31 protein-coding genes and 1 other RNA gene are annotated in these 22,616 nt (G+C 57.6%); 19 read left to right on the forward strand and 13 right to left on the reverse strand.

Going from position 1 to position 22,616, the window contains the following annotated elements; genetic code table 11:
- Position 1 precedes the first annotated feature (1 nt).
- From F8B91_RS08880 to F8B91_RS08900, 5 genes are all read left to right on the forward strand, one after another.
- The gene (locus tag F8B91_RS08880; protein ID WP_196503351.1) at positions 2 to 532 is read left to right on the forward strand and encodes a DsbE family thiol:disulfide interchange protein; all 531 of its coding nucleotides are present in this window, start codon (positions 2 to 4) and stop codon (positions 530 to 532) included.
- Positions 529 to 948 carry a cytochrome c-type biogenesis protein gene (locus F8B91_RS08885; protein ID WP_196503352.1) on the forward strand — a complete coding sequence of 140 codons (420 nt, stop codon included), beginning with the start codon at positions 529 to 531 and terminating at the stop codon, positions 946 to 948. Before F8B91_RS08880 ends, F8B91_RS08885 begins: the two co-directional genes overlap by 4 nt.
- The gene (ccmI, locus tag F8B91_RS08890) at positions 945 to 2,039 is read left to right on the forward strand and encodes a c-type cytochrome biogenesis protein CcmI (RefSeq protein WP_196503353.1); all 1,095 of its coding nucleotides are present in this window, start codon (positions 945 to 947) and stop codon (positions 2,037 to 2,039) included. Before F8B91_RS08885 ends, ccmI begins: the two co-directional genes overlap by 4 nt.
- Before the next feature lie 116 nt (positions 2,040 to 2,155).
- Positions 2,156 to 3,370 carry a 5-aminolevulinate synthase gene (hemA, locus tag F8B91_RS08895; protein WP_196503354.1) on the forward strand — a complete coding sequence of 405 codons (1,215 nt, stop codon included), beginning with the start codon at positions 2,156 to 2,158 and terminating at the stop codon, positions 3,368 to 3,370.
- Positions 3,371 to 3,634: 264 nt separating this feature from the next.
- A complete protein-coding gene (locus tag F8B91_RS08900; RefSeq protein WP_196503355.1) occupies positions 3,635 to 3,832 on the forward strand; it encodes a hypothetical protein in 198 nt (65 codons plus the stop codon).
- 101 nt (positions 3,833 to 3,933) lie between these two features.
- Here the strand turns inward: F8B91_RS08900 and F8B91_RS08905 are convergent, their stop codons facing one another.
- Entirely contained in the window at positions 3,934 to 4,488 is a 555-nt protein-coding gene (locus F8B91_RS08905; protein ID WP_196503356.1) for a glutathione peroxidase, read from the reverse strand.
- Between the two features lie 93 nt (positions 4,489 to 4,581).
- Between F8B91_RS08905 and folE the strand changes: the two genes are divergently transcribed.
- Genes folE through F8B91_RS08920 form a run of 3 tightly spaced genes read left to right on the forward strand, consistent with a single transcriptional unit; the run spans position 4,582 to position 6,328 of the window.
- Entirely contained in the window at positions 4,582 to 5,283 is a 702-nt protein-coding gene (gene folE / locus F8B91_RS08910; RefSeq protein WP_196503357.1) for a GTP cyclohydrolase I, read from the forward strand.
- A complete protein-coding gene (locus F8B91_RS08915) occupies positions 5,280 to 5,717 on the forward strand; it encodes a BLUF domain-containing protein (RefSeq protein WP_210324347.1) in 438 nt (145 codons plus the stop codon). Before folE ends, F8B91_RS08915 begins: the two co-directional genes overlap by 4 nt.
- A 50-nt stretch (positions 5,718 to 5,767) precedes the next feature.
- Positions 5,768 to 6,328 (forward strand): tetratricopeptide repeat protein, encoded by a 561-nt coding sequence (locus F8B91_RS08920; RefSeq protein WP_196503359.1) that lies wholly within the window; start codon positions 5,768 to 5,770, stop codon positions 6,326 to 6,328.
- On the opposite strand, the gene F8B91_RS08925 is transcribed toward F8B91_RS08920, so the two are convergent.
- The 9 genes from F8B91_RS08925 to tkt form a co-directional block, all read right to left on the reverse strand.
- On the reverse strand, positions 6,323 to 7,120 hold the full coding sequence (locus F8B91_RS08925; protein ID WP_196503360.1) for an inositol monophosphatase family protein: 798 nt from the start codon (positions 7,118 to 7,120) through the stop codon (positions 6,323 to 6,325). The two genes, F8B91_RS08920 and F8B91_RS08925, sit on opposite strands and share 6 nt — an antisense overlap.
- A gap of 69 nt (positions 7,121 to 7,189) precedes the next feature.
- Positions 7,190 to 8,116, reverse strand: coding sequence for a tetratricopeptide repeat protein (locus F8B91_RS08930; RefSeq protein ID WP_196503361.1), 927 nt, complete (start codon positions 8,114 to 8,116; stop codon positions 7,190 to 7,192).
- Complete coding sequence (locus tag F8B91_RS08935; protein WP_196503362.1) at positions 8,113 to 8,694, reverse strand: thiamine phosphate synthase; 582 nt, start codon at positions 8,692 to 8,694, stop codon at positions 8,113 to 8,115. Before F8B91_RS08935 ends, F8B91_RS08930 begins: the two co-directional genes overlap by 4 nt.
- Before the next feature lie 16 nt (positions 8,695 to 8,710).
- A complete protein-coding gene (locus F8B91_RS08940) occupies positions 8,711 to 9,934 on the reverse strand; it encodes an MFS transporter (RefSeq protein WP_196503363.1) in 1,224 nt (407 codons plus the stop codon).
- A gap of 75 nt (positions 9,935 to 10,009) precedes the next feature.
- Positions 10,010 to 11,194, reverse strand: coding sequence for a phosphoglycerate kinase (locus F8B91_RS08945; RefSeq protein WP_196503364.1), 1,185 nt, complete (start codon positions 11,192 to 11,194; stop codon positions 10,010 to 10,012).
- A gap of 32 nt (positions 11,195 to 11,226) precedes the next feature.
- Entirely contained in the window at positions 11,227 to 12,381 is a 1,155-nt protein-coding gene (locus F8B91_RS08950; RefSeq protein WP_196503365.1) for an alpha-hydroxy acid oxidase, read from the reverse strand.
- Positions 12,382 to 12,495: 114 nt separating this feature from the next.
- Positions 12,496 to 12,759: a hypothetical protein gene (locus tag F8B91_RS08955; protein WP_196503366.1), complete on the reverse strand. Its 264-nt coding sequence runs from the start codon at positions 12,757 to 12,759 to the stop codon at positions 12,496 to 12,498.
- A gap of 82 nt (positions 12,760 to 12,841) precedes the next feature.
- Positions 12,842 to 13,723 (reverse strand): DMT family transporter, encoded by an 882-nt coding sequence (locus tag F8B91_RS08960; RefSeq protein WP_196503367.1) that lies wholly within the window; start codon positions 13,721 to 13,723, stop codon positions 12,842 to 12,844.
- 85 nt (positions 13,724 to 13,808) lie between these two features.
- Positions 13,809 to 15,788: a transketolase gene (tkt, locus tag F8B91_RS08965; RefSeq protein WP_196503368.1), complete on the reverse strand. Its 1,980-nt coding sequence runs from the start codon at positions 15,786 to 15,788 to the stop codon at positions 13,809 to 13,811.
- 205 nt (positions 15,789 to 15,993) lie between these two features.
- Between tkt and F8B91_RS08970 the strand changes: the two genes are divergently transcribed.
- The 5 genes from F8B91_RS08970 (at position 15,994) to F8B91_RS08990 (ending at position 17,960) form a co-directional block, all read left to right on the forward strand.
- Positions 15,994 to 16,278, forward strand: a complete 285-nt coding sequence (locus F8B91_RS08970; protein ID WP_196503369.1) for a DUF4164 family protein — start codon at positions 15,994 to 15,996, stop codon at positions 16,276 to 16,278.
- Positions 16,279 to 16,282: 4 nt separating this feature from the next.
- Positions 16,283 to 16,642, forward strand: a complete 360-nt coding sequence (locus F8B91_RS08975) for a cell division protein ZapA (protein ID WP_196503370.1) — start codon at positions 16,283 to 16,285, stop codon at positions 16,640 to 16,642.
- A 100-nt stretch (positions 16,643 to 16,742) separates the two neighbouring features.
- Complete coding sequence (locus F8B91_RS08980; protein ID WP_196503371.1) at positions 16,743 to 17,198, forward strand: MarR family winged helix-turn-helix transcriptional regulator; 456 nt, start codon at positions 16,743 to 16,745, stop codon at positions 17,196 to 17,198.
- A gap of 24 nt (positions 17,199 to 17,222) precedes the next feature.
- On the forward strand, positions 17,223 to 17,624 hold the full coding sequence (locus F8B91_RS08985; RefSeq protein WP_196503372.1) for a DUF1398 domain-containing protein: 402 nt from the start codon (positions 17,223 to 17,225) through the stop codon (positions 17,622 to 17,624).
- Between the two features lie 111 nt (positions 17,625 to 17,735).
- Complete coding sequence (locus F8B91_RS08990) at positions 17,736 to 17,960, forward strand: hypothetical protein (protein WP_196503373.1); 225 nt, start codon at positions 17,736 to 17,738, stop codon at positions 17,958 to 17,960.
- Positions 17,961 to 18,023: 63 nt separating this feature from the next.
- Here the strand turns inward: F8B91_RS08990 and ssrS are convergent.
- Positions 18,024 to 18,185, reverse strand: a non-coding RNA gene (ssrS, locus tag F8B91_RS08995) — 6S RNA.
- 78 nt (positions 18,186 to 18,263) lie between these two features.
- On the opposite strand from ssrS, the gene F8B91_RS09000 reads away from it, so the two are divergent.
- A complete protein-coding gene (locus tag F8B91_RS09000; RefSeq protein WP_196503374.1) occupies positions 18,264 to 18,653 on the forward strand; it encodes a VOC family protein in 390 nt (129 codons plus the stop codon).
- 5 nt (positions 18,654 to 18,658) lie between these two features.
- Here F8B91_RS09000 and F8B91_RS09005 read toward each other — a convergent pair whose 3' ends face one another.
- Positions 18,659 to 18,841: a YdcH family protein gene (locus F8B91_RS09005; RefSeq protein ID WP_196503375.1), complete on the reverse strand. Its 183-nt coding sequence runs from the start codon at positions 18,839 to 18,841 to the stop codon at positions 18,659 to 18,661.
- A gap of 249 nt (positions 18,842 to 19,090) precedes the next feature.
- On the opposite strand from F8B91_RS09005, the gene F8B91_RS09010 reads away from it, so the two are divergent.
- The 4 genes from F8B91_RS09010 to rpsU all read left to right on the forward strand — a co-directional run bounded on the left by F8B91_RS09010 (position 19,091) and on the right by rpsU (position 21,222).
- Positions 19,091 to 19,309, forward strand: coding sequence for a YdcH family protein (locus tag F8B91_RS09010; protein ID WP_246715000.1), 219 nt, complete (start codon positions 19,091 to 19,093; stop codon positions 19,307 to 19,309).
- A gap of 34 nt (positions 19,310 to 19,343) precedes the next feature.
- Complete coding sequence (purE, locus tag F8B91_RS09015; protein ID WP_196503950.1) at positions 19,344 to 19,808, forward strand: 5-(carboxyamino)imidazole ribonucleotide mutase; 465 nt, start codon at positions 19,344 to 19,346, stop codon at positions 19,806 to 19,808.
- Entirely contained in the window at positions 19,808 to 20,878 is a 1,071-nt protein-coding gene (locus F8B91_RS09020; protein WP_196503376.1) for a 5-(carboxyamino)imidazole ribonucleotide synthase, read from the forward strand. Before purE ends, F8B91_RS09020 begins: the two co-directional genes overlap by 1 nt.
- 80 nt (positions 20,879 to 20,958) lie before the next feature.
- The gene (gene rpsU / locus F8B91_RS09025) at positions 20,959 to 21,222 is read left to right on the forward strand and encodes a 30S ribosomal protein S21 (protein ID WP_196503377.1); all 264 of its coding nucleotides are present in this window, start codon (positions 20,959 to 20,961) and stop codon (positions 21,220 to 21,222) included.
- Between the two features lie 77 nt (positions 21,223 to 21,299).
- Here the strand turns inward: rpsU and F8B91_RS09030 are convergent, their stop codons facing one another.
- The gene (locus F8B91_RS09030) at positions 21,300 to 22,004 is read right to left on the reverse strand and encodes a peptidoglycan-binding protein (RefSeq protein ID WP_196503378.1); all 705 of its coding nucleotides are present in this window, start codon (positions 22,002 to 22,004) and stop codon (positions 21,300 to 21,302) included.
- Between the two features lie 156 nt (positions 22,005 to 22,160).
- On the opposite strand from F8B91_RS09030, the gene F8B91_RS09035 reads away from it, so the two are divergent.
- A complete protein-coding gene (locus F8B91_RS09035; protein WP_196503379.1) occupies positions 22,161 to 22,595 on the forward strand; it encodes a DUF5330 domain-containing protein in 435 nt (144 codons plus the stop codon).
- Positions 22,596 to 22,616 lie beyond the last annotated feature (21 nt).

Consider the following 22,616-nt stretch of genomic DNA (forward strand, 5'->3'; position numbering starts at 1 on the left):
CTTGTCCACTGCTCTGCCGCTGGCTTTGTTTGTGGTGATGGGTGCTGTGCTGGCGCTGGGTCTGCGGCATGATCCGAAGGTTCTGCCTTCGATGTTGATCAACCGGCCGGTGCCAGTGTTTGATCTGCCGGGGCTGGCCGCAGGTGAGGCCAATCTTAAAAGCGATGCCTTCAAGGGCAAGGGATTGACACTGATCAATGTGTTTGCGTCCTGGTGCGTGTCTTGCCGTGAAGAGCATCCGTTGCTGATGCGCATTTCGAAAGATGCGCGGTTCAAGCTCGTGGGGCTGAACTGGAAAGACAGCAATGGCGATGCGGCTAAGTATCTGGAGACCTATGGCAACCCCTATGCGCAGATTGGCACCGATCAATCGGGCCGCGCGGGGATTGACCTTGGTGTGTCGGGTGCGCCTGAAACTTTTGCCGTGGACGCGCAGGGCCGCGTGCGGTTGCGTATTCCCGGCGCGCTGACGCCGGAAATCTGGGACAAGCAGATTGAACCCCTGATCAAAGAAGCGGAGAAAGCTTCTTGATCCGTGCGCTGTTCCTTGCATTGACGATGATGCTGGCGGCGGTGCCAGCCCATGCGGTGATGCCGGATGAGATGCTCAAAGACCCGGCACTTGAAGCGCGAGCACGGGTGATCGGGCAGGAATTGCGCTGCCTGGTTTGCCAGAACCAATCCATCGATGATTCCGATGCCACGCTGGCGCGCGATCTGCGCGTGCTGGTGCGTGAGCGGATCAGTGCGGGCGATAGTGATGCAAAGGTGCTGGATTTCGTGGTGCAGCGCTATGGCAATTACGTTCTGCTGAAGCCACCGGTCCAGGGCAATACACTGCTGCTGTGGTTCCTGCCCTTTGGCCTGATGGCGCTGGGGCTGGGGTTGGCGTTGATCTATTTGCGCCAGCAGCCCATGGCCGATGATGAGGCATTGAAAGAAGAATGATGGCGATCTGGTTTCTCATGGTGATCCTGTGCAGCTTTGCTGCGGTGCTTATCGTGTTTCCCTTGGTGCGCAGCTATGAAGCATCGGTGGCGCCGGCACAGGAATCCGCCGTCTATGAAGACCAGTTGAAAGAGATCGGCCGTGATCTGGAGTCCGGCAGCATCAATGAAGCGGAAGCGAAGGCGGCGAAGGGCGAGGTTGAGCGGCGGCTGGCAGCGGCTGCGAAAGCGCGGCCTGATGTGAAGCCCCTGCCAGCGCTGTGGAAACATTGCGCATTGGCAGTGGCGGCGGGGCTGGTGATTGTAGGTGGTGTGGGCCTCTATTCCATTCTGGGCAGCCCTACCCTGCCATCGGCCGTAAAGACGCAAGTGGCGCAAGGCACACAGCCGGACCAAGCCGCCAAGATTGAAGAGATCATTGCCAAGATCAAAGCGCAGGTTGCGGCCAATCCGAAGGACGCCGAGGGCTGGCGCATGTTGGGCTGGGCGCTGTTCAATGTGCAGCGCTTTCCGGATTCGGTTGATGCCTTCAGCAAGGCGGTGGCGCTGGCACCGGACAATGCCGAGTATCAATCCATGCTGGCCGAGGCCGTGGTGCAAGCGGCGCAGGGCACGGTTACACCGAAAGCGCAGGATCTGCTGAATGCGGTGCTGGCCAAAAACCCGAAGGACGTACGCGCGCGATACTATGATGCCATCGGGCATGAGCAATCCGGCGACCAGCAGGGCGCGCTGGATCGCTGGGCGGCCTTACTCGCGGATGCACCCGCTGATGCCGGCTGGCGCGAAGATGTGAAGGGCCGCATTGCAAGCCTTGGCAAGGCATTGGGCAAGGACGTTAGTGGGCTTATCACTGCCACGCCTGACCAGCAGGCGATGATTGAAGGTATGGTGGCCAAGCTGGCGGGCGAGTTGAAGCAGAATCCAAAGAACCTGGAAGGCTGGATGCGGTTGATGCAATCCTATCAGGTGTTGAAGCAGTCAGATAAGGCAAAGGTTGCGCTGGCGGATGGGTTGCAGGCCTTTGCGGGCGATGCGGCTTCGCAGGACCAGCTAAAGGCGGCAGCGGCCAAACTGCAGATATCCCCTTGATGCAGATCAAGGCGGCCCCCTGAATAAAGGGGCATTCCCAGCGTATCAAAACAGGGCCAGGCCCTGCGGCAATAGGTGACTGGACGGCGGATCACGCGGGGACGAAAAGGCCAATTATGACCTTCGATGCATTTTTCAATGAGAAACTGGACGGCCTGAAGAAGGAAGGCCGTTACCGCGTTTTCATGGATCTGGAACGCCATGCAGGGCAGTTCCCGCGCGCCACGCGCCATGTGGACGGCGTGCAGAAGCCGGTGACCGTCTGGTGCTCGAATGATTATTTGGGCATGGGGCAGCACCCGAAGGTGCTGGCAGCCATGCATGAAGCGCTGGATGCCTGTGGTGCGGGCGCCGGCGGCACGCGCAATATTTCCGGCACCAATCATTATCATGTGCTGCTGGAGCAAGAGCTGGCAGACCTGCATGGCAAGGAAGCAGCGCTACTGTTCAATTCTGGCTACATGTCGAACTGGACAACTCTGTCCACGCTGGCTTCCGGCCTGCCGGATGCGCTGGTGCTTTCTGATGCCGGCAACCATGCTTCGATGATCGAAGGCATCCGCCATTCGAAAGCCGAGAAGATCATCTTCAAGCATAATGACATGGCCGAGCTTGAAAGCCATCTCAAACAACATGCGGGCAAGCGCTCGATCATCATCGCCTTTGAATCGGTTTATTCAATGGATGGCGATTTCGGCAAGATTGCCGAGATCGTGGCCCTGGCCGAGCGCTATGGCGCGATGACCTATCTGGATGAAGTGCATGGCGTGGGTCTTTATGGGCCGCGCGGGGGCGGACTGGCGGAGAAGCTGGGGCTGATGGACCGCATCGATGTGATCGAAGGCACATTAGCCAAGGCTTACGGCGTGGTGGGCGGCTATATTACCGGCAGTGCGGCTCTGATCGATTATGTGCGCAGCTTCGCCTCCGGATTCATTTTCTCATCGGCTTTGCCACCTGCTGTTGCTGCGGGTGCGTGTGCCGCCATTCAACATTTGAAATCCAGCCAAGCTGAACGTGAAGCTTTGGTGGCGCGTGTTGCTGAAGTGCGCGCCGGCCTCGACCGTATGGGCATTCCGACTTTGCCCAATCCCAGCCACATCGTGCCAGTGATGGTGGGTGATGCGGCGAAGTGCAAATGGATCAGTGACTATCTGCTGGAGCATGACGGCATCTATATCCAGCCGATCAACTATCCCACTGTGGCACGTGGCAAAGAGCGCCTGCGCATCACGCCGCAGCCCTGCCATGCGGCGGAAGATATTGCGCATCTGTTAGTGTCGCTGAATGCCTTGTGGAAGCAGTGTGCGCTGGCCCGCGCAGTGGCCTAAGTCACAGCGCTGTTACTACGTTTCACGCTTTATTCCGGATCACATTTGTTAAATTTAGTTTCATCGGTGTTCGAAAGCGCCTGAGAAACGTCCATCTGCTTTGATTTTCATCAAAAGCTTAGCCACAGTCCTGCCCCAAGAATTACATCACGCCCACGTGATCGGAAACTGCAATTTTCAGCGGAACATTTGGCTCGCTCATCCGTCTATTAGCTGTACGCCGACGCAATGTCGCGCCAGCGCAATTACCTACGGAGAACTACCATGAACATTATCAAGATTGCTTTGGCCTCGGGCCTCCTCGCTGCTTCCATCGCTGTTTCACCGATCGCTGCAAATGCTTCGGAAAATGGCTGGAACAATGGTGGCCAGGCCAGCTGCTCGTTCAATGAATCCCTGCAGATGACGGGTCAGGATTGCTACCTGAACGACAATGTGGGTCGTGGCCGTTCGGGCCAGTAAGACCGTACTTACCGGCCGTTCGCCGAGCCTGGGTTGACCGTGAAAACTGTCCTCTGACTTGGCCTGTGCCCTGCCTCCTCCGGGAGGCGGGGCATCACGGTTTATTCGCCCAGAACGGTAGCGACTGCATTGGTGATCTTTGTGCTGTCTGGTTCGGTTGTGGATGCGAACCATTCGACAAATTTACCCTGTTTGTCGAAAAGATATTTATGAAAATTCCAGCGCGGCTTGCCCATAAACCCCGCATGGTTTGCCGCCCATTTGTATACGGGAATGGCTTCAGCACCGCTGACCACAGATTTATCGGCAAGCGGGAAAGTGACGCCGAAATTCTTGCGGCAGAATTGCGCGATCTCTTCCGATTTGCCGGGCTCCTGCCCACCAAAATCATTGGAGGGGACGCCGATGACCACAAGGCCCCGCGCCTTGTACTGTTCCCATAATTTCTCAAGACCATCATATTGCGGGGTGTAACCACATTCCGACGCGGTGTTCACCAGAAGCACAGCGCGGCCCCTGAATTGTTCGAGTGGCAAAGGCTTGCCGTCCAAACCTGGCAGAGTGAAATCAAAAACAGACTGATCGGTAGCTTGCACGGTGTAAACGCCAGTCAAAATAAAAAGGGCTGTAACTAATGAAGATACGAACTTGCGCATGTGGGGGTTACGGATAACATGTGTGACGGGATCAGGTCATCCGAATAAAAATATCCCTATCCCGGCCCAAAAGTTCCCTGCTATCCTCATGTAATGGCGAAAAACATACAATCCAGCAAGACGCCCGTTTCGGAACGTATCCGGCAGAGGCTTCTGAAAGCGGGCCGGCGTTACTTCGCCAACGACAACATCGCAGATTTTATCTCTCAGGATGAACACGATCAGCTTTTGGAGGAGGTCGCATCCAAAATGCAGGGTGTGCTGGAGAGTTTGGTCATTGACGTCGAGAATGATCATAACACCAAAGGTACCGCACGCCGCATCGCCAAGATGTATGTCAATGAGGTTTTCAAGGGGCGCTTCCATAAGGCGCCCCCCGTAACCGAGTTTCCAAACGCAGCCAGCCTGAATGAGCTGATGATCGTGGGTCCGATCACGGTCCGCAGTGCGTGCTCGCACCATTTCTGCCCCATCATTGGCAAAGTGTGGGTAGGGCTCATGCCCAACCAGCACTCAAATCTGATTGGCTTGTCCAAATATGTCCGGCTGGTGGACTGGATTCTCTCTCGTCCGCAGATCCAGGAAGAAGCCATTACTCAAATTGCCGACTTGTTCATGGATCTTGTCAAACCGGATGGCCTTGCCATTGTCATGCAGGCGGATCATTTCTGCATGCATTGGCGTGGCGTAAAGGAATCTGACTCGCTCATGATGAATAGTGTGATGCGTGGATCCTTCCTGAAAAACACCAGTTTGCGACGTGAGTTCCTGTCCCTTATTCCGAGGAAAGAATGATGATCGTCCGTTGCCTCTATGCAAGCCGCATGACCAAGACTAATCCCGCCGCTGCGCGCAAGGCCATTCTAGACGCCTCACGCAAGAACAATGGGAAGCTTGGAATTACAGGGGTTCTGATTTCCGCGGGCGATGCATTCATACAGGTTCTCGAGGGTGGACGTCCGCAGGTCAGCCAGCTCTACAACACCATTGTCCAGGACAAGCGGCACTCAGGCGTGACTCTGTTTGCATTCGAAGAAATTGCACACCGAGAATTTGAAGGGTGGTCGATGGGAGAGATTGCGACCGACCAGGTCAATCCTGCACTTTTGCTTAAATATTCCGCGACGACCAGACTCGATCCCTTTGCCATGTCGGGCTCGGCCATGCTGGCCCTAATGCATGAACTGGTGGCGACGGGATCAGTCGTGTGTGGCGGCAACCGACGTTGAACACGAAATCGTGAGCTGCGTCTGTTGACCCTTCTTGCTAATTTTTTAACATGAAAATCTTCGTCAAACTGGTTTTCGTTTTGGCCCTGTTGAGCCCCGCTTTTGCAGAAGCGCCAGGATCGCCGCACCCTGAATATGCGCGAAAGCTCGACCTGTTCTTTGGTACATTACAAAGAACCAAAGATCCCAACGAAGCCCAGCAGGCCGAGACCGAGATTCGTATGATTTGGGCCAGCAACAGCACGGATGACGCGGTGCATGAGCTTACCATTGCGACACTGGCAATGCAGATGAAGAATTTCAAGTCGGCAGAGACCATTCTCGATCATCTGATCCAGCAGCATCCGGAATTTTCCGAGGCGTGGAACCGGCGCGCCACGCTTTATTTCGTGGTGGGGCGTTTCTCAGAATCGCTATCGGATATTGAAAAGGTGCTGGAGCTTGAGCCCAGGCACTTTGGCGCGCTCTCCGGCAAGGGCGCGTGCCTGCGCGCCCTGGGCCGTGATGCAGATGCGCTGGAGGCAATGAAAGAGGCGATTGCCATTGATCCCTTCATCGGTGGCCTGAGCGACGCGATCAAAGAGATGAAGAAATCCCAGCAGGAATTATAGCGTCTTGGCCTCAGCCAGTGCGGCCTTGATCTGGGGCAGAAGGTCAGCATTGCCGCACATATAGCCGCCGGTGTGGAGCGGGTTGTCCTCACCTCCGAGGCCCGCCACAAAGCCACCGCTCTCTTTGACGAACAGAAGACCCGCCGCCATGTCCCAGGGCTTGAGACCATGCGTCCAGCCACCATCGAGGCGGCCCATCGCCGTGTAAGCCAGATCAAGCGCTGTGGAACCCAAGGCACGGATGCCGGCCGTCTTGGTTTGCATCAAGGCCATTTCCTTGCGTTGCAAGTCATGGGTTTTGGCAGCCCGGTTGGGCAGGCCGCAGAACAGCAAGCTTTCCGACAATTCACGCCGCGCCCCAACGCGCATGCGCTTGTTGTTCACGAAGGCGCCCGAGCCTTTTTCGGCGTGGAACAGCTCGTCATGGATGGGGTTGTAAGTGACACCGGCGATGATCTCGCCCTTGCGTTCCAGTGCGATGGTCAATGCAAAGAACGGCAGCGCATGCATGAAGTTGAATGTGCCATCGATGGGATCGATGATGAAGCGGTGATCGGGGTCGCTGCCCTTGGTCTCGGCCTCTTCCTCGCCCAGGAAACCATAGGTTGGCCGGGCCTTGCCCAATTCCTCACGCAGGACTTTTTCAGCCTTCTTGTCGGAATTCGTGACGAAATCCGCCGGGCCCTTGACGGAAACCTGCAGGCTGGAAACTTCGCCGAAGTCGCGTTGCACATTGCGCGCAGCCTTGCGCACAGCAGCGATCATCACGGTCATGATAGGGGTGGTGGCCAAAGCGAAAACTCTCTCGAATAGTGCAAAAATCTGCGCGGGCTTTAGCAGCCCCAGCGCGAAATGGCTAGTTTAGTCCGGCGTCCGGTCGGGCAGTGGCTTGAAGGCTTCGGCGCGGGCTTTGGCGTCGAGGACCATGCCAGGGTCGGCCTTCTCAGTGGCGGCATCCAGCTCGATATCGCCACGGCCGGCTTTCTTGGCCACGAAGTTCCATTTCATCGCTTCAATGGGGTCCTGTGGCACGCCGGGCACGCCCAGGCCCAGGATACGCGCCAGGCGGTTCTGCGCGACGGCGTTGCCATGCTGGGCCGCGATCAGCAGCCATTTGGCACCCACAGCTTCATCCTTGGCAACACCTTCGCCGCGAAACACCATGACGCCGTATTCAAGTGCGGCCTCCGGCATGCCCTGCACTGCGGCTTTGGAAAACAGATTGGCGGCTGTCAGCTGATCCTTGGGCACGCCCTTACCGTCAATAAACAGCAGTGCCAGATTATATTGCGCGCGCGCACTTTCCTTGTCGGCAGCGGCCTTGAACCATTTGGCGGCACTGTCCCAATCGGGTGGTGTGCCATAAAGACCTGTATAATAGAGCCCGAAATTATACTGGGCTTTCACATTGCCAGATTCAGCGGCTTTCTTCAGCCAAGGTGCGCCATCATCCACATTGGGCTTCTGGCCCGTGCCAGTGAGATAAAGCATGGCGAGCGCCAATTGGCAGTCCACATCGCCTTTTTCGGCACCTTTCTCAAACCAGATTTGTGCCTGTTTCAGATCAACTTCGACGCCGAGGCCCTTTTGCGCCATGGTGCCGAGCATCAGATAGGCACGCGGATCGTCCTTGGTGGCCCAGTTATCAGCAATGGGCTTGGCATCGGCATAGCGGCCATCCTGATAGAGGGTCATGGCCTCTTCAAAGCTGGCCGGCGGCGGGGCCTGGGCCAGGCTGGGGCCGGACGCTACGAGGCTTAAAAAGAGAAGTGCGGTGGTGCGCTTCATTTCAGCTTTTCATTCAATCCCTTGAGGATGCGGGTGGCAGAATCGGGATTCTGCCACATCTCATCAGAAGGCCGAATGAAATCGGATTGGGGCGCCAGCAAGGCGGCCTCTTCAGCGGTCACCGGATCCAGCGGCACGGCGGGAATTTCGGCAAGCTCATTCCACCAGGCCACCAGCGGCTCATTGTTGTCTTCATCATCATCCGGCAGCTGGGCCTTCTGGCGGAAGCCCACATAGTCGGCCCCCTGCTCTGAGGCTTCCATCGCGGCATGGCGCGAGGTGCCGCAGTCCTTGCCCACCATGGCATCCTTGGGCAGCGACATGCGCAAATCCAAAAGATTGAATTCGGATGTAGTGACATGCAGGCCGTCGGCCTTGAGATGCGAGACGACGCGCGGCTCCACATCAGCGATCAATACGGCGAGGCCGAGGTCCTGGAGTGCCTTCACTTCATCAGCGGTAGCACCTTCGTGCAGCACGATGGAAGCGCAGTCAGCGGCAGCGCAAGCGGCCTTGGCGCAGGCGAGAATATCAGCGGGGGCAGCACCTTGGGGTGCCACAAGAAAGAGTCGGGGCATTGTCATGCCCCGGCTTTTAGGCAGCAGCGGGCGCTTTGTCACCTTTCGGAAGGAACAGCGCGAAGAAGCCCAAAATGGGGAGGAAGGCGCAGACCTTGAAGACGAAATCGATGCTGGTTTTGTCGGCCAGCACGCCCAGCGCCGCAGCGCCGATGCCGCCCAAGCCAAAGGCCAGACCGAAGAACAGGCCGGAGATCATGCCGACGCGGCCGGGCAGCAGATCCTGCGCATAAACCACCATGGCTGAGAAGGCTGAGGAGATGATGAGACCGATCGGCACGGTGAGCACCACCGTCCAGAACAGATTTGTGTAGGGCAGCGCCAGTGCGAAGGGGAGTGCTCCGAGGATCGACACCCAGATCATCGCCTTGGTGCCGATACGGTCGGTGAAGAAGCCACCGAAGATGATGCCCAGCGCCTGCGCGGCCAGCAGGATGAACAGATAAAGCTGGGTTTCCTGTTGGGTGATGCCGAAATGGCCGATCAGGTAAAAAGTGTAAAACACCTGCAGGCTGGTCAGGTAAATGAATTTGGAGAACATCAGGATCACCAGCACGATCAACGCCCAGACTACCTCGCCTTTGCGGAAGCTGCGCAAATGCGCCTTGATCGAAGCCTGACGCGTATGATCTTTCAGCCAGCCGGCATACCAGCGGCCGACATAGCTGAGCAGGATGACTGCGAGGGCCGCCAAGGGTGCGATCCAGGCGATGGCCCATTGGCCGCGCGGGAGAACGATCAAGGCCGTGAGCAACGGGCCAATGGCCGAGCCGGCATTGCCGCCGATCTGGAAGATCGATTGCGCAAAGCCGAAACGACCACCCGAAGAAAGACGCGCAACGCGCGAGGCTTCCGGGTGGAACAGCGACGAGCCGATGCCGATCAGGGCGGCCGCAATGAGAATGGTTGTGTAGGAGCCGGCGACGGCCAGCAGCAGCAGGCCGATCAGCGTGCAGGCGGGTGCGAGCGGAAGAACGTAAGGCAGCGGGTATTTATCAGTGAAGGTGCCGAAGACCGGCTGCAGGATCGAGGCGGTGACTTGATAAACCAGCGTGATCATGCCGATCTGCGCAAAGTTGAGCGCGTAATTCTCATGCAGCATCGGATAGACCGAGAGCAGCACCGCCTGCATCGTATCATTGATGCCGTGGCATATGGCGGCAGAGAACAAGATCGAAAGCGCAGCGCCCATGGCGGCGGCTTTGGGTGCAGATGTATTGGGTGCTGTGGCTGTGCTCATGGGGCGCGGGGTTAAATCCCCGCGCCTGGTATGACCAGCCTCAATTTTGCAAGGCTAGTGCGCTAATATATCAGTTCACTTCTTCAGGGCGGCAACACCTGGCAGATCCTTGCCTTCCAGCCATTCGAGGAAGGCGCCGCCGGCGGTGGAGATGTAGGTGAAGTCTCCGGCCACGCCGGCATGGTTGAGCGCGGCTACCGTGTCGCCGCCGCCGGCCACGCTGATCAGCTTGCCGGCCTTGGTCCGCTCGGCGGCATATTTAGCCACGGCCACGGTGGCCGCATCGAAGGGCTGCATTTCGAAGGCACCGAAGGGGCCGTTCCACAGCAGCGTGTGGGCGCCGTCGATGGCGGCCTTCACGCGGTCCACCGACATGGGGCCGACATCGAGCATCATGCCGTCCGATGGAATCCCATCCACGCCGTAGTCATGCGAGGGGGCATGGGCTTCGAATTTGTGGGCGACGATGGCATCCACCGGCAGGATGATTGCGCAGTTGTGCTTTTCAGCATCGGCGGAAATCTTGCGCGCGGTATCGGCGAGGTCTTTCTCGACCAGCGATTTTCCAACTTCATTGCCCTGCGAGAACAGGAAGGTGTTGGCCATGGCGCCGCCGATGATCAGGCCTTCGACCTTCTTCATCAGATTGCCGAGCAGATCGAGCTTGGATGACACCTTGGCACCACCGACAATGGCGATGACCGGGCGCTTCGGGGTTTCGAGTGCGGCTTGCAGCGCATCCAGTTCCTGCTGCATGGCGCGGCCTGCGTAAGCCGGGATCACATGGGCGATGCCTTCGGTGGAGGAATGCGCGCGGTGCGCGGCGGAGAAGGCATCATTGACGAAAATGTCGCCGAGGCCGCCCAGCATCTTGGCAAAGCCGGCATCATTCTTTTCTTCGCCGCCGTGATAGCGGGTGTTTTCCATCAGGATCACGTCACCCGGCTTGGCATCCACCTTGGGGGCGGATTGCCAATCGGTGAAGACGAATTCGACCTTGTGGCCCAAAGCCTTTTGCAGCGCGGGGGCGACGGGCTTCAACGACATTTCCGGCACGACCTTGCCCTTCGGCCGGTCAAAATGCGCGAGGATGATGACGGCTGCACCCTTGTCCAGAAGCTCTTTCAACGTGGGCACCACGCGGTCAATGCGGGTGGTGTCGGTCACATGGCCATTTTCCATTGGCACATTGAGATCAAGGCGGATGACCACGCGCTTGTCTTTCACATTCACATCATCAAGGGTTCTGAAAGCGGGCATGGAAGACTCCTGTTGGTTCAAAACGTTTGGATTTAGGCGTTGTTCCGGAACGCCAAATTTTTGCGGCTGAGCTCAGCCACCGAGCGCACGCCCATCAGCTTCATGTCGCGCTCGATCTCGAGCTTCATCAGCTCCAGCGCGCGCTCGACGCCAGGTTGGCCAGCGGCAGACAATGGGAAGAGATAGGCCCGGCCTAACCCTACGGCCTTGGCCCCCATGGCCAGCGCCTTCAGCACATGCGTGCCGCGCTGCACGCCGCCATCGACAATCACATCAAGCTTCGAACCCACTGCGTCGACCACCGCGCCGACCTGATCAAACGAGGTGCGCGAACCGTCGAGCTGGCGGCCGCCATGGTTGGAGAGAATGACGCCGGTGCAACCAATCTTCTGGGCGCGCTTGGCATCCTCAACCGACATCACACCCTTGAGGCAGAAATGCCCGCCCCATTCATCCACCATTTCCTCGACATCTTTCCAAGTCATGGCGGGATCGAGCATTTCGGTGAAATAGCCGCCGATTGACATCGCACCCGGGGCCATTTTCACATGCTCATCCAGCTGCGGCAGCGAGAAGGCGGGGTGGGTCATATAATTGATGCCCCACATTGGCTTCATCACGAATTGCGCGATGCCGCGCGCATTCAGTTTGAAAGGAATGGAAAAGCCGGTGCGCTTGTCGCGCTCGCGGTTGCCGCCGGTGATTGAGTCCACCGTGAGCATCATGACATTGACGCCCGAGGCCTTGGCGCGCTGCATCATGGCGCGGTTCAGGCCACGGTCCTTGTGGAAATAGAATTGATAGGCCTGCGGGCCATCGCCGATCTTGCGCACGTCTTCGAGGCTGGTGGTGCCCAGTGAGGAGACGCCGAACATGGTGCCGTATTTGGTGGCGGCTTTGGCCACCGCCAATTCGCCATCGTGATGGAACAGGCGTTGCAAGGCAGTGGGCGAGCAATAGAAGGGCAGCGCCAGTTTCTGGCCCATGACGGTGACTGAGGTATCGATCTTTTCAACGCCGCGCAGGATGTTGGGAATGAGATCCACATCCTCATAGGCCTTGGTGTTGCGGCGGTAGGTCACTTCATCATCGGCCGCGCCGTCGATATAATTGAAGATCGGGCCCGGCAGGCGCTTTTTGGCCAGCAGGCGGAAATCCGCAAAATTATGACAGTCGCTCAGCCGCATGGAAGCCTCTCAGAGATTTTGAAAGAGGGCCTACATCGCTGACGCAGCGCTGAAAAGAAAAAAATTGGAACAGGCAGCGGCGCGGCGGAAAACCACCGCGCCGGAGCAGAGTGATTAAGCGCCGAACAAACGGGCGAAAAACGATTTGGCCTTGGGCTGTGCGGCCGGAGCGGTTGCCACAGGCGCATGCGGAACAGCAGCCATCGGCGCTGCCACTTCAGGGGCCGGTGTCACGCGTACAGGTGCTGCAGCTGCTGCCGGTTTGGCAGATTTCTTGGCGGCCTTCTTCGGTGCCGGATTTGCCTTCTTCGCTGCTACCTTCTTAGGGGCTGCTTTCTTAGGCGCTGCCGCCTTCTTCTTTGCTACTTTCTTCGCCATCGCCGTCTCCGTTGTCCGTTATTGTGCGTTGCACAAGCGAATAAGGCGAAATTGCAAGCCTTACAAGTCCGAATGCGGGTTTCTAAACAGCCGGGCCGAGCAAAGCCGCCCGGGCCATGCGGCGGTTCTGCATCAGGATATTGGCAAAGACGGACACGAGCACGAGGCCGCCGCCCAGCAAAGTGGCCTGTCCCGGCGTTTCGGCAAAGACCAAGAACACCCAGAGCGGCTGCAGTGGTGCATCGAGCGCAGTGATCAGGCCGGTTTCCAGCGGTGGTAGAATGCGCGAGGCCATGGCGAAGAAGCCAAAACCAATCACCTGGTTGGTGAGGCCAAATAGCGCCAGCACGCCCATCTGCTCCCACGAGATGGAAAGCTGCGCCATGGGCAGCGCAGACAGGGTGCAGAGCACGGCAGAGAGAAGCGTCACCGGCATCGGCGGAATGGAGGTGAATTTGCGGGTAATCATGATCATCACGCCGACCAGGATCGCCATGCCGAAGGTGAGTGCATCGCCGAGCAAGCGGCCTTCGGTGCTGATGCCCATCATCAGAGCCACGCCCAGCAGCGCCACGGCGCTGGCGATGATGGAGAAGAGGCGCGGCACTTCCTTCAGATAGATCCACGCCATGTAGGCAGCGATGAAGGGCACAGTCGCCGTCATCACCGCGGCATGGGCGATCGTCGTGTTCATCACGCCGCCGATATAAAAGAACATCGAAAGCGCTGTGACGGCGGCATAGATAAAGCCCGGTTTGCCGATGCGCTTCATGCCGCCCAAGCCTTCGCGTGAGAATGCCACTACGACGAGCAGCCCCAGTGCGCCAAAGACGCTGCGCCAGAAAATGACGGTGAATGTATCGACAGTGAGAAAACGCGTGAACAATCCCGCCGTGCTCCATGCGGTGACGGAGCAGAGCATCAGGATGATGCCGAGTTGGTATTGGCGGCGGGATTCAAGCATGAGCGGAATGTAGAGCGGGCACGGAGATTTCCATCTCGCGCGCCCGTCAAAGCTTAACTTTTTGCGACCTCACCGGGTGGTGAAGTTACTTCGCTGTCGCAGCCTTCACCACGGCCTTCGCGGTGATGCCGAATTTTTCGTAGAGGATTTCGGCGGGGGCTGAGGCGCCGAAGGTGGTCATGCCGATGAAGTGGCCCTTGTCGCCGATGAATTTTTCCCAGCCGGTTTTCACACCAGCTTCGATGGCGATGCGGATCTTTTCTTCGCCCAGCACCTTGGCCTTGGTGGCCTTGGATTGCTTTTCGAAGAGCTCCATCGACGGCACGGATACCACGCGGGTGGGAATACCCTTCTTGTCGAGCTGGGCTTTCGCTTCGATGGCGATTTCAACTTCCGAACCGGCCGCGAAAATGACGGCCTTGGCCTTTTTGGCGGAAGGTGCGATTTCGTAAGCACCCTGTGCGCTGAGATTCTTGGCCGCATAGCCGAGGCGCGACGCCGCGACCTTTTGACGGGTCAGAACCAGGATTGATGGCGTCTTTTCGCTTTCGAGTGCGATCTGCCAGCATTCCGCCGTTTCCACCGCATCGCAAGGACGCAAAACAAGGAGGTTCGGCATCACGCGCAATGAGGCCAGATGCTCAACCGGCTGATGGGTTGGGCCATCGGCGCCAAGGCCAATGGAATCATGGGTCATCACGAAGATGGAACGGATGCCCATGAGAGCCGCGAGGCGGATGGACGGACGGCAATAATCCGTGAAGCAGAAGAAGGTGCCGCCGTAAGGAATGACACCGCCATGCAGCGCCATGCCGTTGATGGCCGCAGCCATGCCATGTTCACGAATGCCGAAGTGGATATAGCGCTCGCCGTAGTTGGCAGAGTCCAGGATTTTCATATCCTTGGAATTGGTGTTGTTGGAGCCGGTCAAATCAGCCGAGCCGCCGATGGCTTCCACCACCACCGGATTGATGATGTTCAAAGCATCCTGGGACGAGTTGCGGGTGGCAGCAGCGGGAGGATTCGCGGCCAGCGCCTTTTTATAGGTGGCAATGGTTTCGTTGAAATTTTCTGGAAGCTTGCCGGACATCACCCGGTTGAATTCAGCCTTCATCGGCGAGGCAGCCAGACGCTTTTCCCAGGCTTCGCGGGCCGATTTGCCGCGCGAGCCGGCTTCACGCCAGGGCTTCATGATTTCGGCTGGAATGACGAAGGGCGGCGCGTCCCAATCCAGAACCTTGCGGGCAACCGCAATCTCGTCGGCGCCCAGCGGCGAACCATGAACGCCCTTGGTGCCCTGCTTGTTGGTAGCGCCAAAGCCGATGATGGTCTTGCAGGCAATCATCGTTGGCTTGTCGGCATTTTGAGCGGCTTGCAATGCGCCCAGAACGGCCGCCTGGTCCATGCCGTCAACGCGCGAGACATTCCAGCCCGACGCTGCGAAACGCTGAAGTTGGTCGGTGTTGTCGGAAAGACCCACTTTGCCATCAATGGTGATGCCATTGTCATCCCACATGACAATGAGGTTCTTGAGCTTGAGGTGGCCGGCAAGGGCCAAGGCTTCCTGGCTGATGCCTTCCATCAGGCAGCCATCACCCGCCAGCACATAGGTTTTGTGGTTGACGAGATCATCACCAAAGCGCGCGTTGAGATGGCGCTCCGCAAGGGCGAAGCCCACGGCATTGGCAATGCCCTGGCCCAGCGGGCCGGTGGTGGTTTCAATGCCGGTGGCATGGCCATATTCCGGGTGGCCTGCGGTGATCGAACCCCATTCGCGGAAATTCTTGATCTGCTCGATGGTCATATCGGCATAGCCGGTGAGATGAAGCAGCGAATACAGCAGCATGGAGCCATGGCCGGCGGACAGAATGAAACGGTCACGGTCAGGCCAATGGGGGGCAGAGGCGTCAAATTTGAGGACATCCTTGAACAGTGCCGTGGCCACGTCGGCAGCACCCATGGGGAGGCCTGGATGGCCGTTATTGGCCTTCTGGACGGCATCCATCGAAAGGGCACGGATGGCATTGGCCATCTGGCGGGGGGAAACAACAGCAGCGTCGGACATGGGGCCTCCTGGTGGCGACGGGATCATGGCTTGATCGGGCGTGAATGTCCCTCCATATCAGCCATGGAAGTGCTGTCAATCTGGCAATCCAGACCGAGGTTTAGTCCGTATTATGAAGGTCACGAATCAGTTATCTGGGGCAAGTTTTTGTGGTAACAAGGAAATTCAGCCATCTGACTAGGCGGCTATCAGTTGGGATGTAGATATGAGCGATATCAATAAGCTGGATGCTGCCTTTGCGCGATTCGAAAAGGCGCTGGGCCAGTTCGAAAGCGTCACCGTGAAGTATGCCGAAGAGCGCCGCAAGACCAAGGCGCTTGCCGCCAATGCAAATGCTGCACAGCGCGACCAGGCGAAATTGGTTGACCAGTTGAACCTCGTGCAAAAAAAAGCAGCCGAGCTCGTGGACACGTCCAAGCAGGCCGCAGGCAAGATCGACACGGCAATGGGGCGCATCCGCTCCGTGCTGCATTCCAACAGCGGAGCTTGAGCGGATGGCGAATGTTGTCGTCACCGTTGCTGACCGCCCCTACACCATGCAGTGCCCTGATGGTGAAGAGGAGCATCTGCGCGAACTGGCGCAGCTTCTCGATGCGGAAGTGGGCCGGATCAAACAGAATGTGGGTTCCATCGGCGATATTCGCCTGCTGGTGATGAGCGGCCTGATGGTGGCTGATCGCCTGAGCGAAGCGGTGAAGAAAATCGAAAGCCTGGAAGACCAAGTGGCGAAACTGCGCGAGGGCCGCAACCTGGCTCAAACCCAGCTGAAAACCCTGGAGACCAATCTGACCACGCATCTCGACCGTGCCGCCGTGCGGCTGGAAGGCCTCGCCAAGACGCTGGGCGAAGACTGAGTTTCAGCTGTCACCATCCCTGCAGAATTCGGAAGCTCCAAATATAGTTGACGAGGAAATTATATTCACATAGTTTCCATGTCAACCAAATGGAATGCCGATGCCGAAAGATGCTGCGGAACTTTATGATCATATGGGTTACTGGTTGCGGCAGGTGTCGAACCAGGTGTCGGGCAGTTTTGCCCAGAAGATAGAAAACCTTGATGTTTCCGTGCCGGAATGGGCGTTCATGCGCCTGCTCTATCCCGCTGCACGCAAGCCACCGAGCCAGATCGCCACCGAATTGTCACTCACCCGCGGCGGCGTGACCAAGCTGGCCGACCGCATGATTGCGAAGGGCAATATTGCGCGTGAGGATAATCCCGAGGATGGCCGCGCCCAAATGCTCAAGCTCACTTCAAAAGGTGCGGCCCTGGTGCCAAAGCTCGCGGCATTGGCTGACAAGAATGAGCTTGAATTCTTCTCGCATCTCTCGGCCCGCGAGAAAGAGCAGTTGATGGCTTTGCTGAAAAAGACCGTCACCACGCTGGGCACTACAGCGGTGCCGCTCAGCTGAATTTCATAACACTGGAGAGACAAAATGAACGCTGAAAAAATCGCGATTGCCAAGACTTGCCTTGCTGGATCCGAGAACGGAACGATGACCTTTCCGCAGATCGTGGGGACATTGATGCAAGCGGGCTTTGAAAGTTACGCCGTGGACTTCCGCCGCCTCTCGGCCACTTACTACCTGACGGAAGGCGACAGCGTGGTGCTGGATATGGAGATCGCATCAGCCCCGGTGGCCGCCGCATTTGACGATGACGCAATCAAAGCTGCGATCAAGGACGCACAGAAAGTGGTGCCCGGCTACACTTACCGCGATTTTTGCAAGCGGGTGATGAATGCAGGTTGTGCGGGCTATCAGGTTTCATTTACAGGACGCAGAGCCGTCTATTACGGCCGCACGGCCGAAACGCATGTCGAGCATTTCCCCAAATGATCACGGCCGATCACAAATGCGTGCATGACGCATTTGTGTGTAGGCGTTCACGGCGAACACTCGTCCAATCCTGGAACGGTTGAAACAACCGCAACAGAGAGAGGACTACCCATGAAGAACACAGTCAAGATCGTGGCCGCCGTGCTGACCATTGCTGCAGGCGCAGCATCGTTCGCCGGCAGCGCCGATGCCATGATGATGAAAATGTCGAAAAACCACATGATGATGATGAAGAAGTGCTCGATGATGCACGGCAAGAAGCATTGCATGATGATGATGGACAAGCACATGATGATGCATCACCACATGATGAAGCCGATGATGAAGCACATGTAATTCTGCCTCTACAAAAAAGGCCTGCAGGGTTGAGAACCTTGCAGGCTTTTTTTTGAGAGAAAGTGGTGAGCCACCATGGGCCGTCAAGACATACGATCCCTGGTCCCTACTCACGTAGGTGGGCGCCGTTTACGACAGACCACGGTCCATCACAGGGACAGCTCCCTAAGAAATCGATTATAGGCCCTGGGAATTAAGTGTCTCACACGCACCGGGCAGCATCACCAAGGCCTATATAGGAAGCCGCGAACGCAATGTCCAACACAGGTGTGCAAGCCCGCGGATTTGGGTTAAGCGGACGGAATGCCGCAACACATCGCTCTCATCACTTATCTTGTGCGTGACTATGACGAAGCCATCACCTGGTTTCGCGACGCTTTGGGGTTTGAACTGCGCGAAGACAGCGACCAGGGCCAGGGCAAGCGCTGGGTCGTGATGGCGCCGGCGGGTGAGTCGGGCGCGCGATTCCTCCTGGCGAAAGCGGTCACAGAGCAACAGGTTTCAGCCATTGGCAAAGCCGCAGGCGGGAGGGTGGCGTTTTTCCTGCACAGCACCGACTTTGCCACTTTGCATGGCAAAATGATTTCAGCCGGTGTGCGCTTTCTGGAAAGCCCGCGTCATGAAACATATGGCACGGTTGCCGTATTCGAGGATCTCTACGGCAACCGCTGGGATCTCATACAACCCGCCTGAAACAATCAGGCGGCTTGCAGGACTTCCTTTTCAATTTTCATGATTTCGTCTTTGACGCGCAGTTTCCTGCGCTTGATGTCAGCGACGATTGAGTCGGAAATGCCTGGAGAGGCAACCGCTTCGGCGAGCTCTTTTTCCAAAGCCCGGTGCTTGACGATCATTTCAGTGAGGTGGTTTTTGAGGCTCATTCCAATCTCCTGGGAGGTCATTGAAACTCAGCTACGACGGCATCAAACCGTAACAGAATGATGACATAGAATTGATTGCTTGTCGATCAAAAGCTTCTTGGGAATCCATGCAGAATCATCAAGTTTGAGCCAAATTTTTTTCATCGCTGGCGCATCCCCTTGATGCGCAACCGGGTTCCGGGCGAAAAGATTTCTTTCCACAGAAAATTGCGATAGGGATAATCTACGGGAATCTCAAAGACGCGGGGAATGCATTCATCCATGGATACGCTGCAGGAAGTTCAGCTGCGCTCAAAGCTGCAACATCTCTATCAGCAGCACCGTGACCTTGATGCCGCAATCGACGCACTGGGCGACACGGGCAAGGCCGATCCCCTGCAACTGCAGCGCTTGAAAAAACTGAAGCTTTCGCTGAAAGACCAGATTGCCCAGATCGAAAACATGCTGATCCCCGATATTATCGCTTGAAGGAAAAATCGTGAACCCCACCGTCGCCATCATCATGGGTAGCCAGTCTGACTGGGAGACGATGAAATTCGCCGCCGATACGTTGAAGGCGCTGGATGTGACCTTTGAGTCGCGTATCGTTTCAGCGCACCGCACGCCAGAGCGGCTGTTCCAATTCGCTAAGGGCGCCAAGGCCGAAGGCTTCAAGGTGATCATCGCCGGGGCCGGTGGTGCCGCACATTTGCCGGGCATGACAGCGGCAGTGACTCCACTGCCTGTCTTCGGCGTGCCGGTCGAATCAAAGGCTTTATCGGGGTGGGATTCGCTGCTCTCCATCGTGCAGATGCCAGCCGGTATTCCGGTGGGCACGCTGGCGATCGGCAAGGCGGGTGCGGTGAATGCTGCTCTTTTGGCCGCAGCCGTGTTGGCCTTGCAGGATGAAGATCTGGCGTTGCGGCTTGATGCCTGGCGCATGCGGCAGACGGATGGCGTGGCACTGCAGCCCAAGGATTTGACCTGATGCCGGCTTTGCCGCCGGGCTCCACCATCGGCATTCTGGGTGGCGGGCAATTGGCCCGCATGCTGGCGCTGGCGGCGGCGCGGCTTGGCCTGAAATCTCACATCTATGCCCAGGAAGCTGACAGCCCTGCCTTTCAGGTGACGGGTGCGCATAGTGTTGCTGATTACCGCGATGAAAAAGCGCTGGCGGCTTTTGCAAGCCAAGTTCAAGCTGTGACTTATGAATTTGAAAATGTACCGGTGGAAGCGGTGCAGTTTCTGGAAAAGCTGGTGCCGGTGCGGCCCGGCTCCAAGGCGCTGGGCGTGGCGCAAGACCGCCTGCAGGAAAAGAGCCTGGCCCGCCAGCTTGGCGCGCGCACGGCGGAATTCCGCGCGGTGAACTCATCGGCTGATCTCAAAAAGGCTGTGTCGGAAGTGGGCCTGCCCGCGGTGCTCAAAACCACCCGCTTGGGATATGACGGCAAGGGCCAGGCCAAGATCATGGCGTCGGGCGACATTGAGGCTGCATGGGCCGCGATGAAGGACCAACCCTCCATCCTCGAAAGCTTCGTGAATTTCGAGAAGGAAATCTCGGTCATCGCGGCGCGCGGCGCGGATGGGGCCTTTGCGGCTTATGATCCGGTGGAAAACGTGCACCGCAACCACATTCTTTATACGTCCACCGTGCCTGCCTCGCTTTCGCCGGCGATTGCGGCTGAAGCTTTGGCGATTGCGAAGAAGATGACCGAAGCCCTTGATTATGTTGGCATCATGGGGGTTGAGCTGTTTGTGGGCGATGGGCTTTATGTCAACGAAATCGCGCCGCGCGTCCATAATTCCGGCCATTGGACCATGGATGCCTGTGTGATCAGCCAGTTTGAGCAGCATATGCGCGCCGTGGCAGGCTGGCCGTTGGGCTCGCCCGAGCGCCATTCCGATGTAATGATGACAAATCTCCTTGGCGATGAGGCGCATGACTGGCCCAGGCTGGCGGCTAGGCCGCAAACCGGCCTGCATCTTTACGGTAAGGCCGAAGCGCGGCCGGGCCGCAAGATGGGGCATTTCAACACGCTTACCCCTCGACAGGGGTAGTTCTTTGTGTTAACTCGCCACCACTTTCGGGCCCTCAGCGGGCCCTTTTAATTCACATTCTCGATTTTTAAGAGGTTCGCTTGCAAGTTATCGTTCGTGACAACAATGTCGATCAGGCCCTGAAGGTCCTCAAGAAGAAGATGCAACGCGAAGGCATTTTCCGTGAAATGAAGCTCCGTGGCGCTTTTGAAAAGCCGTCGGAAAAGAAAGCCCGCGAACAGGCTGAAGCCGTGCGCCGCGCCCGCAAGCTGGCCCGCAAGAAGCTGCAGCGCGAAGGCCTGCTGCCTCCGCCCAAGAAGATCGAAAAGCCGAAGCGTTTCGGCGGTGGCCAGAGCAGCATGTAAGCTCTGAGCTTACTCAAAGAATTCGAAACCGCTTGTCGAGAGACTGGCGGTTTTTTTTTACCGACGCAATGGGGATACTAGTCGGCCTGGATTTTGAGGGCCGACATCAGCGCCTTATCGACAGCGCCATTCATGTCGAGGCCGTTGTCCATTTCGTATTTCAGGATGGCCGCGCGGGTTTCGCCGTTGACCTGGCCATCCAGCTTGCTGATCTGATAGCCAAGACCGGCCAGCGCGATCTGCACTTTTTTCACACCGGGCTGTTGCGACGGCGCGGCGGCTGCTTGCTTCTGAACCAATACTGGCGGCGTGGCTGAAATGATCGGTGACCTTGGCGCAACAGGATCAACCGCTTCATGCGTGGAGCCGGTGAAATTGGCGGCTGCCTGCACTTGCTTGGCAAACTTCATCTGGTTTACCAGTTCATCTGAAATCACGCCGTCGGCCGACATGCCATTCATCTGTTGATAAAGCTGCACCGCTTGCTGCGTCCGCAAGCCGTTTACGCCATCCACCGGGCCTTTATAGAGGCCGAGATCGGTCATGGTGCGCTGGGCGGTTTCGATCAGCGGATTATATTTGAGAACAACCGTGTTGCCTGCTGCTGGCTGATTGGAACCCGCTGTTTGCGCATTGGGCAGGCCACGGCCCGCGGCGGGCTGCTTGGCCAGCGCATTGTAAATGATCATCAAGCTCAGGACGGCAGCGCCGGCCTGCAGCAAAATGGTGAGCGGCTTCAACTGCCACTCGTCATCATCAAGAATGTCTTTTACGCGCGCCACGCCGGAACCCCACCAACTGGGGCCCAATCTGCCTGCGCCGAGTTAACATGTGGCTAATCTAACTGGATGATTTTCCGGCACCCTTCCCCCGATTTAGGCTTTTGCTTCACCTCGCGCCATTAAACCCCTCGCAAAGAAGGACTTTGAACGCCTGAAATGGGACTGATACGCAAAGCCATCGTGCTGGGAGGCATTCTTTATGCGCTTCCCTTTGCACCCGACGCCCAACAGGGCGGCGCGGGCAATGTGTCTTTGCAATCCTCCACATTCGCAGCCGTTGAAGCCGCAGCCGGAACAGTGGCAGATCTCAAGGGTTTCTGTGAGCGCCAGCCCCGGGCCTGCGTCGCCGGGCAATATTTGGCCTATGCCGCTGAGTCAAAAGCGAAATATCTTGTTCATGCGGCCTATGCCTGGTCCACTCCGCAGCCTGCGGCTGATGTTGCGAGCACCGATGATGAGCCAGCGGCCCAACCCGCTTCGACCAAGCCCGTCAAAAATGCGAAATCCGGCGTGCCTGCCTTGCGCACCGCCACGATCAACGACACCAAGCCCGCCTCGATCGAGGACCTGCTGAAGGGCACGCAGGAATAGCCAGACGGTTGTTTTCGAGCG

Source organism: Aestuariivirga litoralis, from assembly GCF_015714715.1.
In the GTDB taxonomy this organism is placed as follows: Bacteria; Pseudomonadota; Alphaproteobacteria; order Rhizobiales; family Aestuariivirgaceae; genus Aestuariivirga; species Aestuariivirga litoralis_A.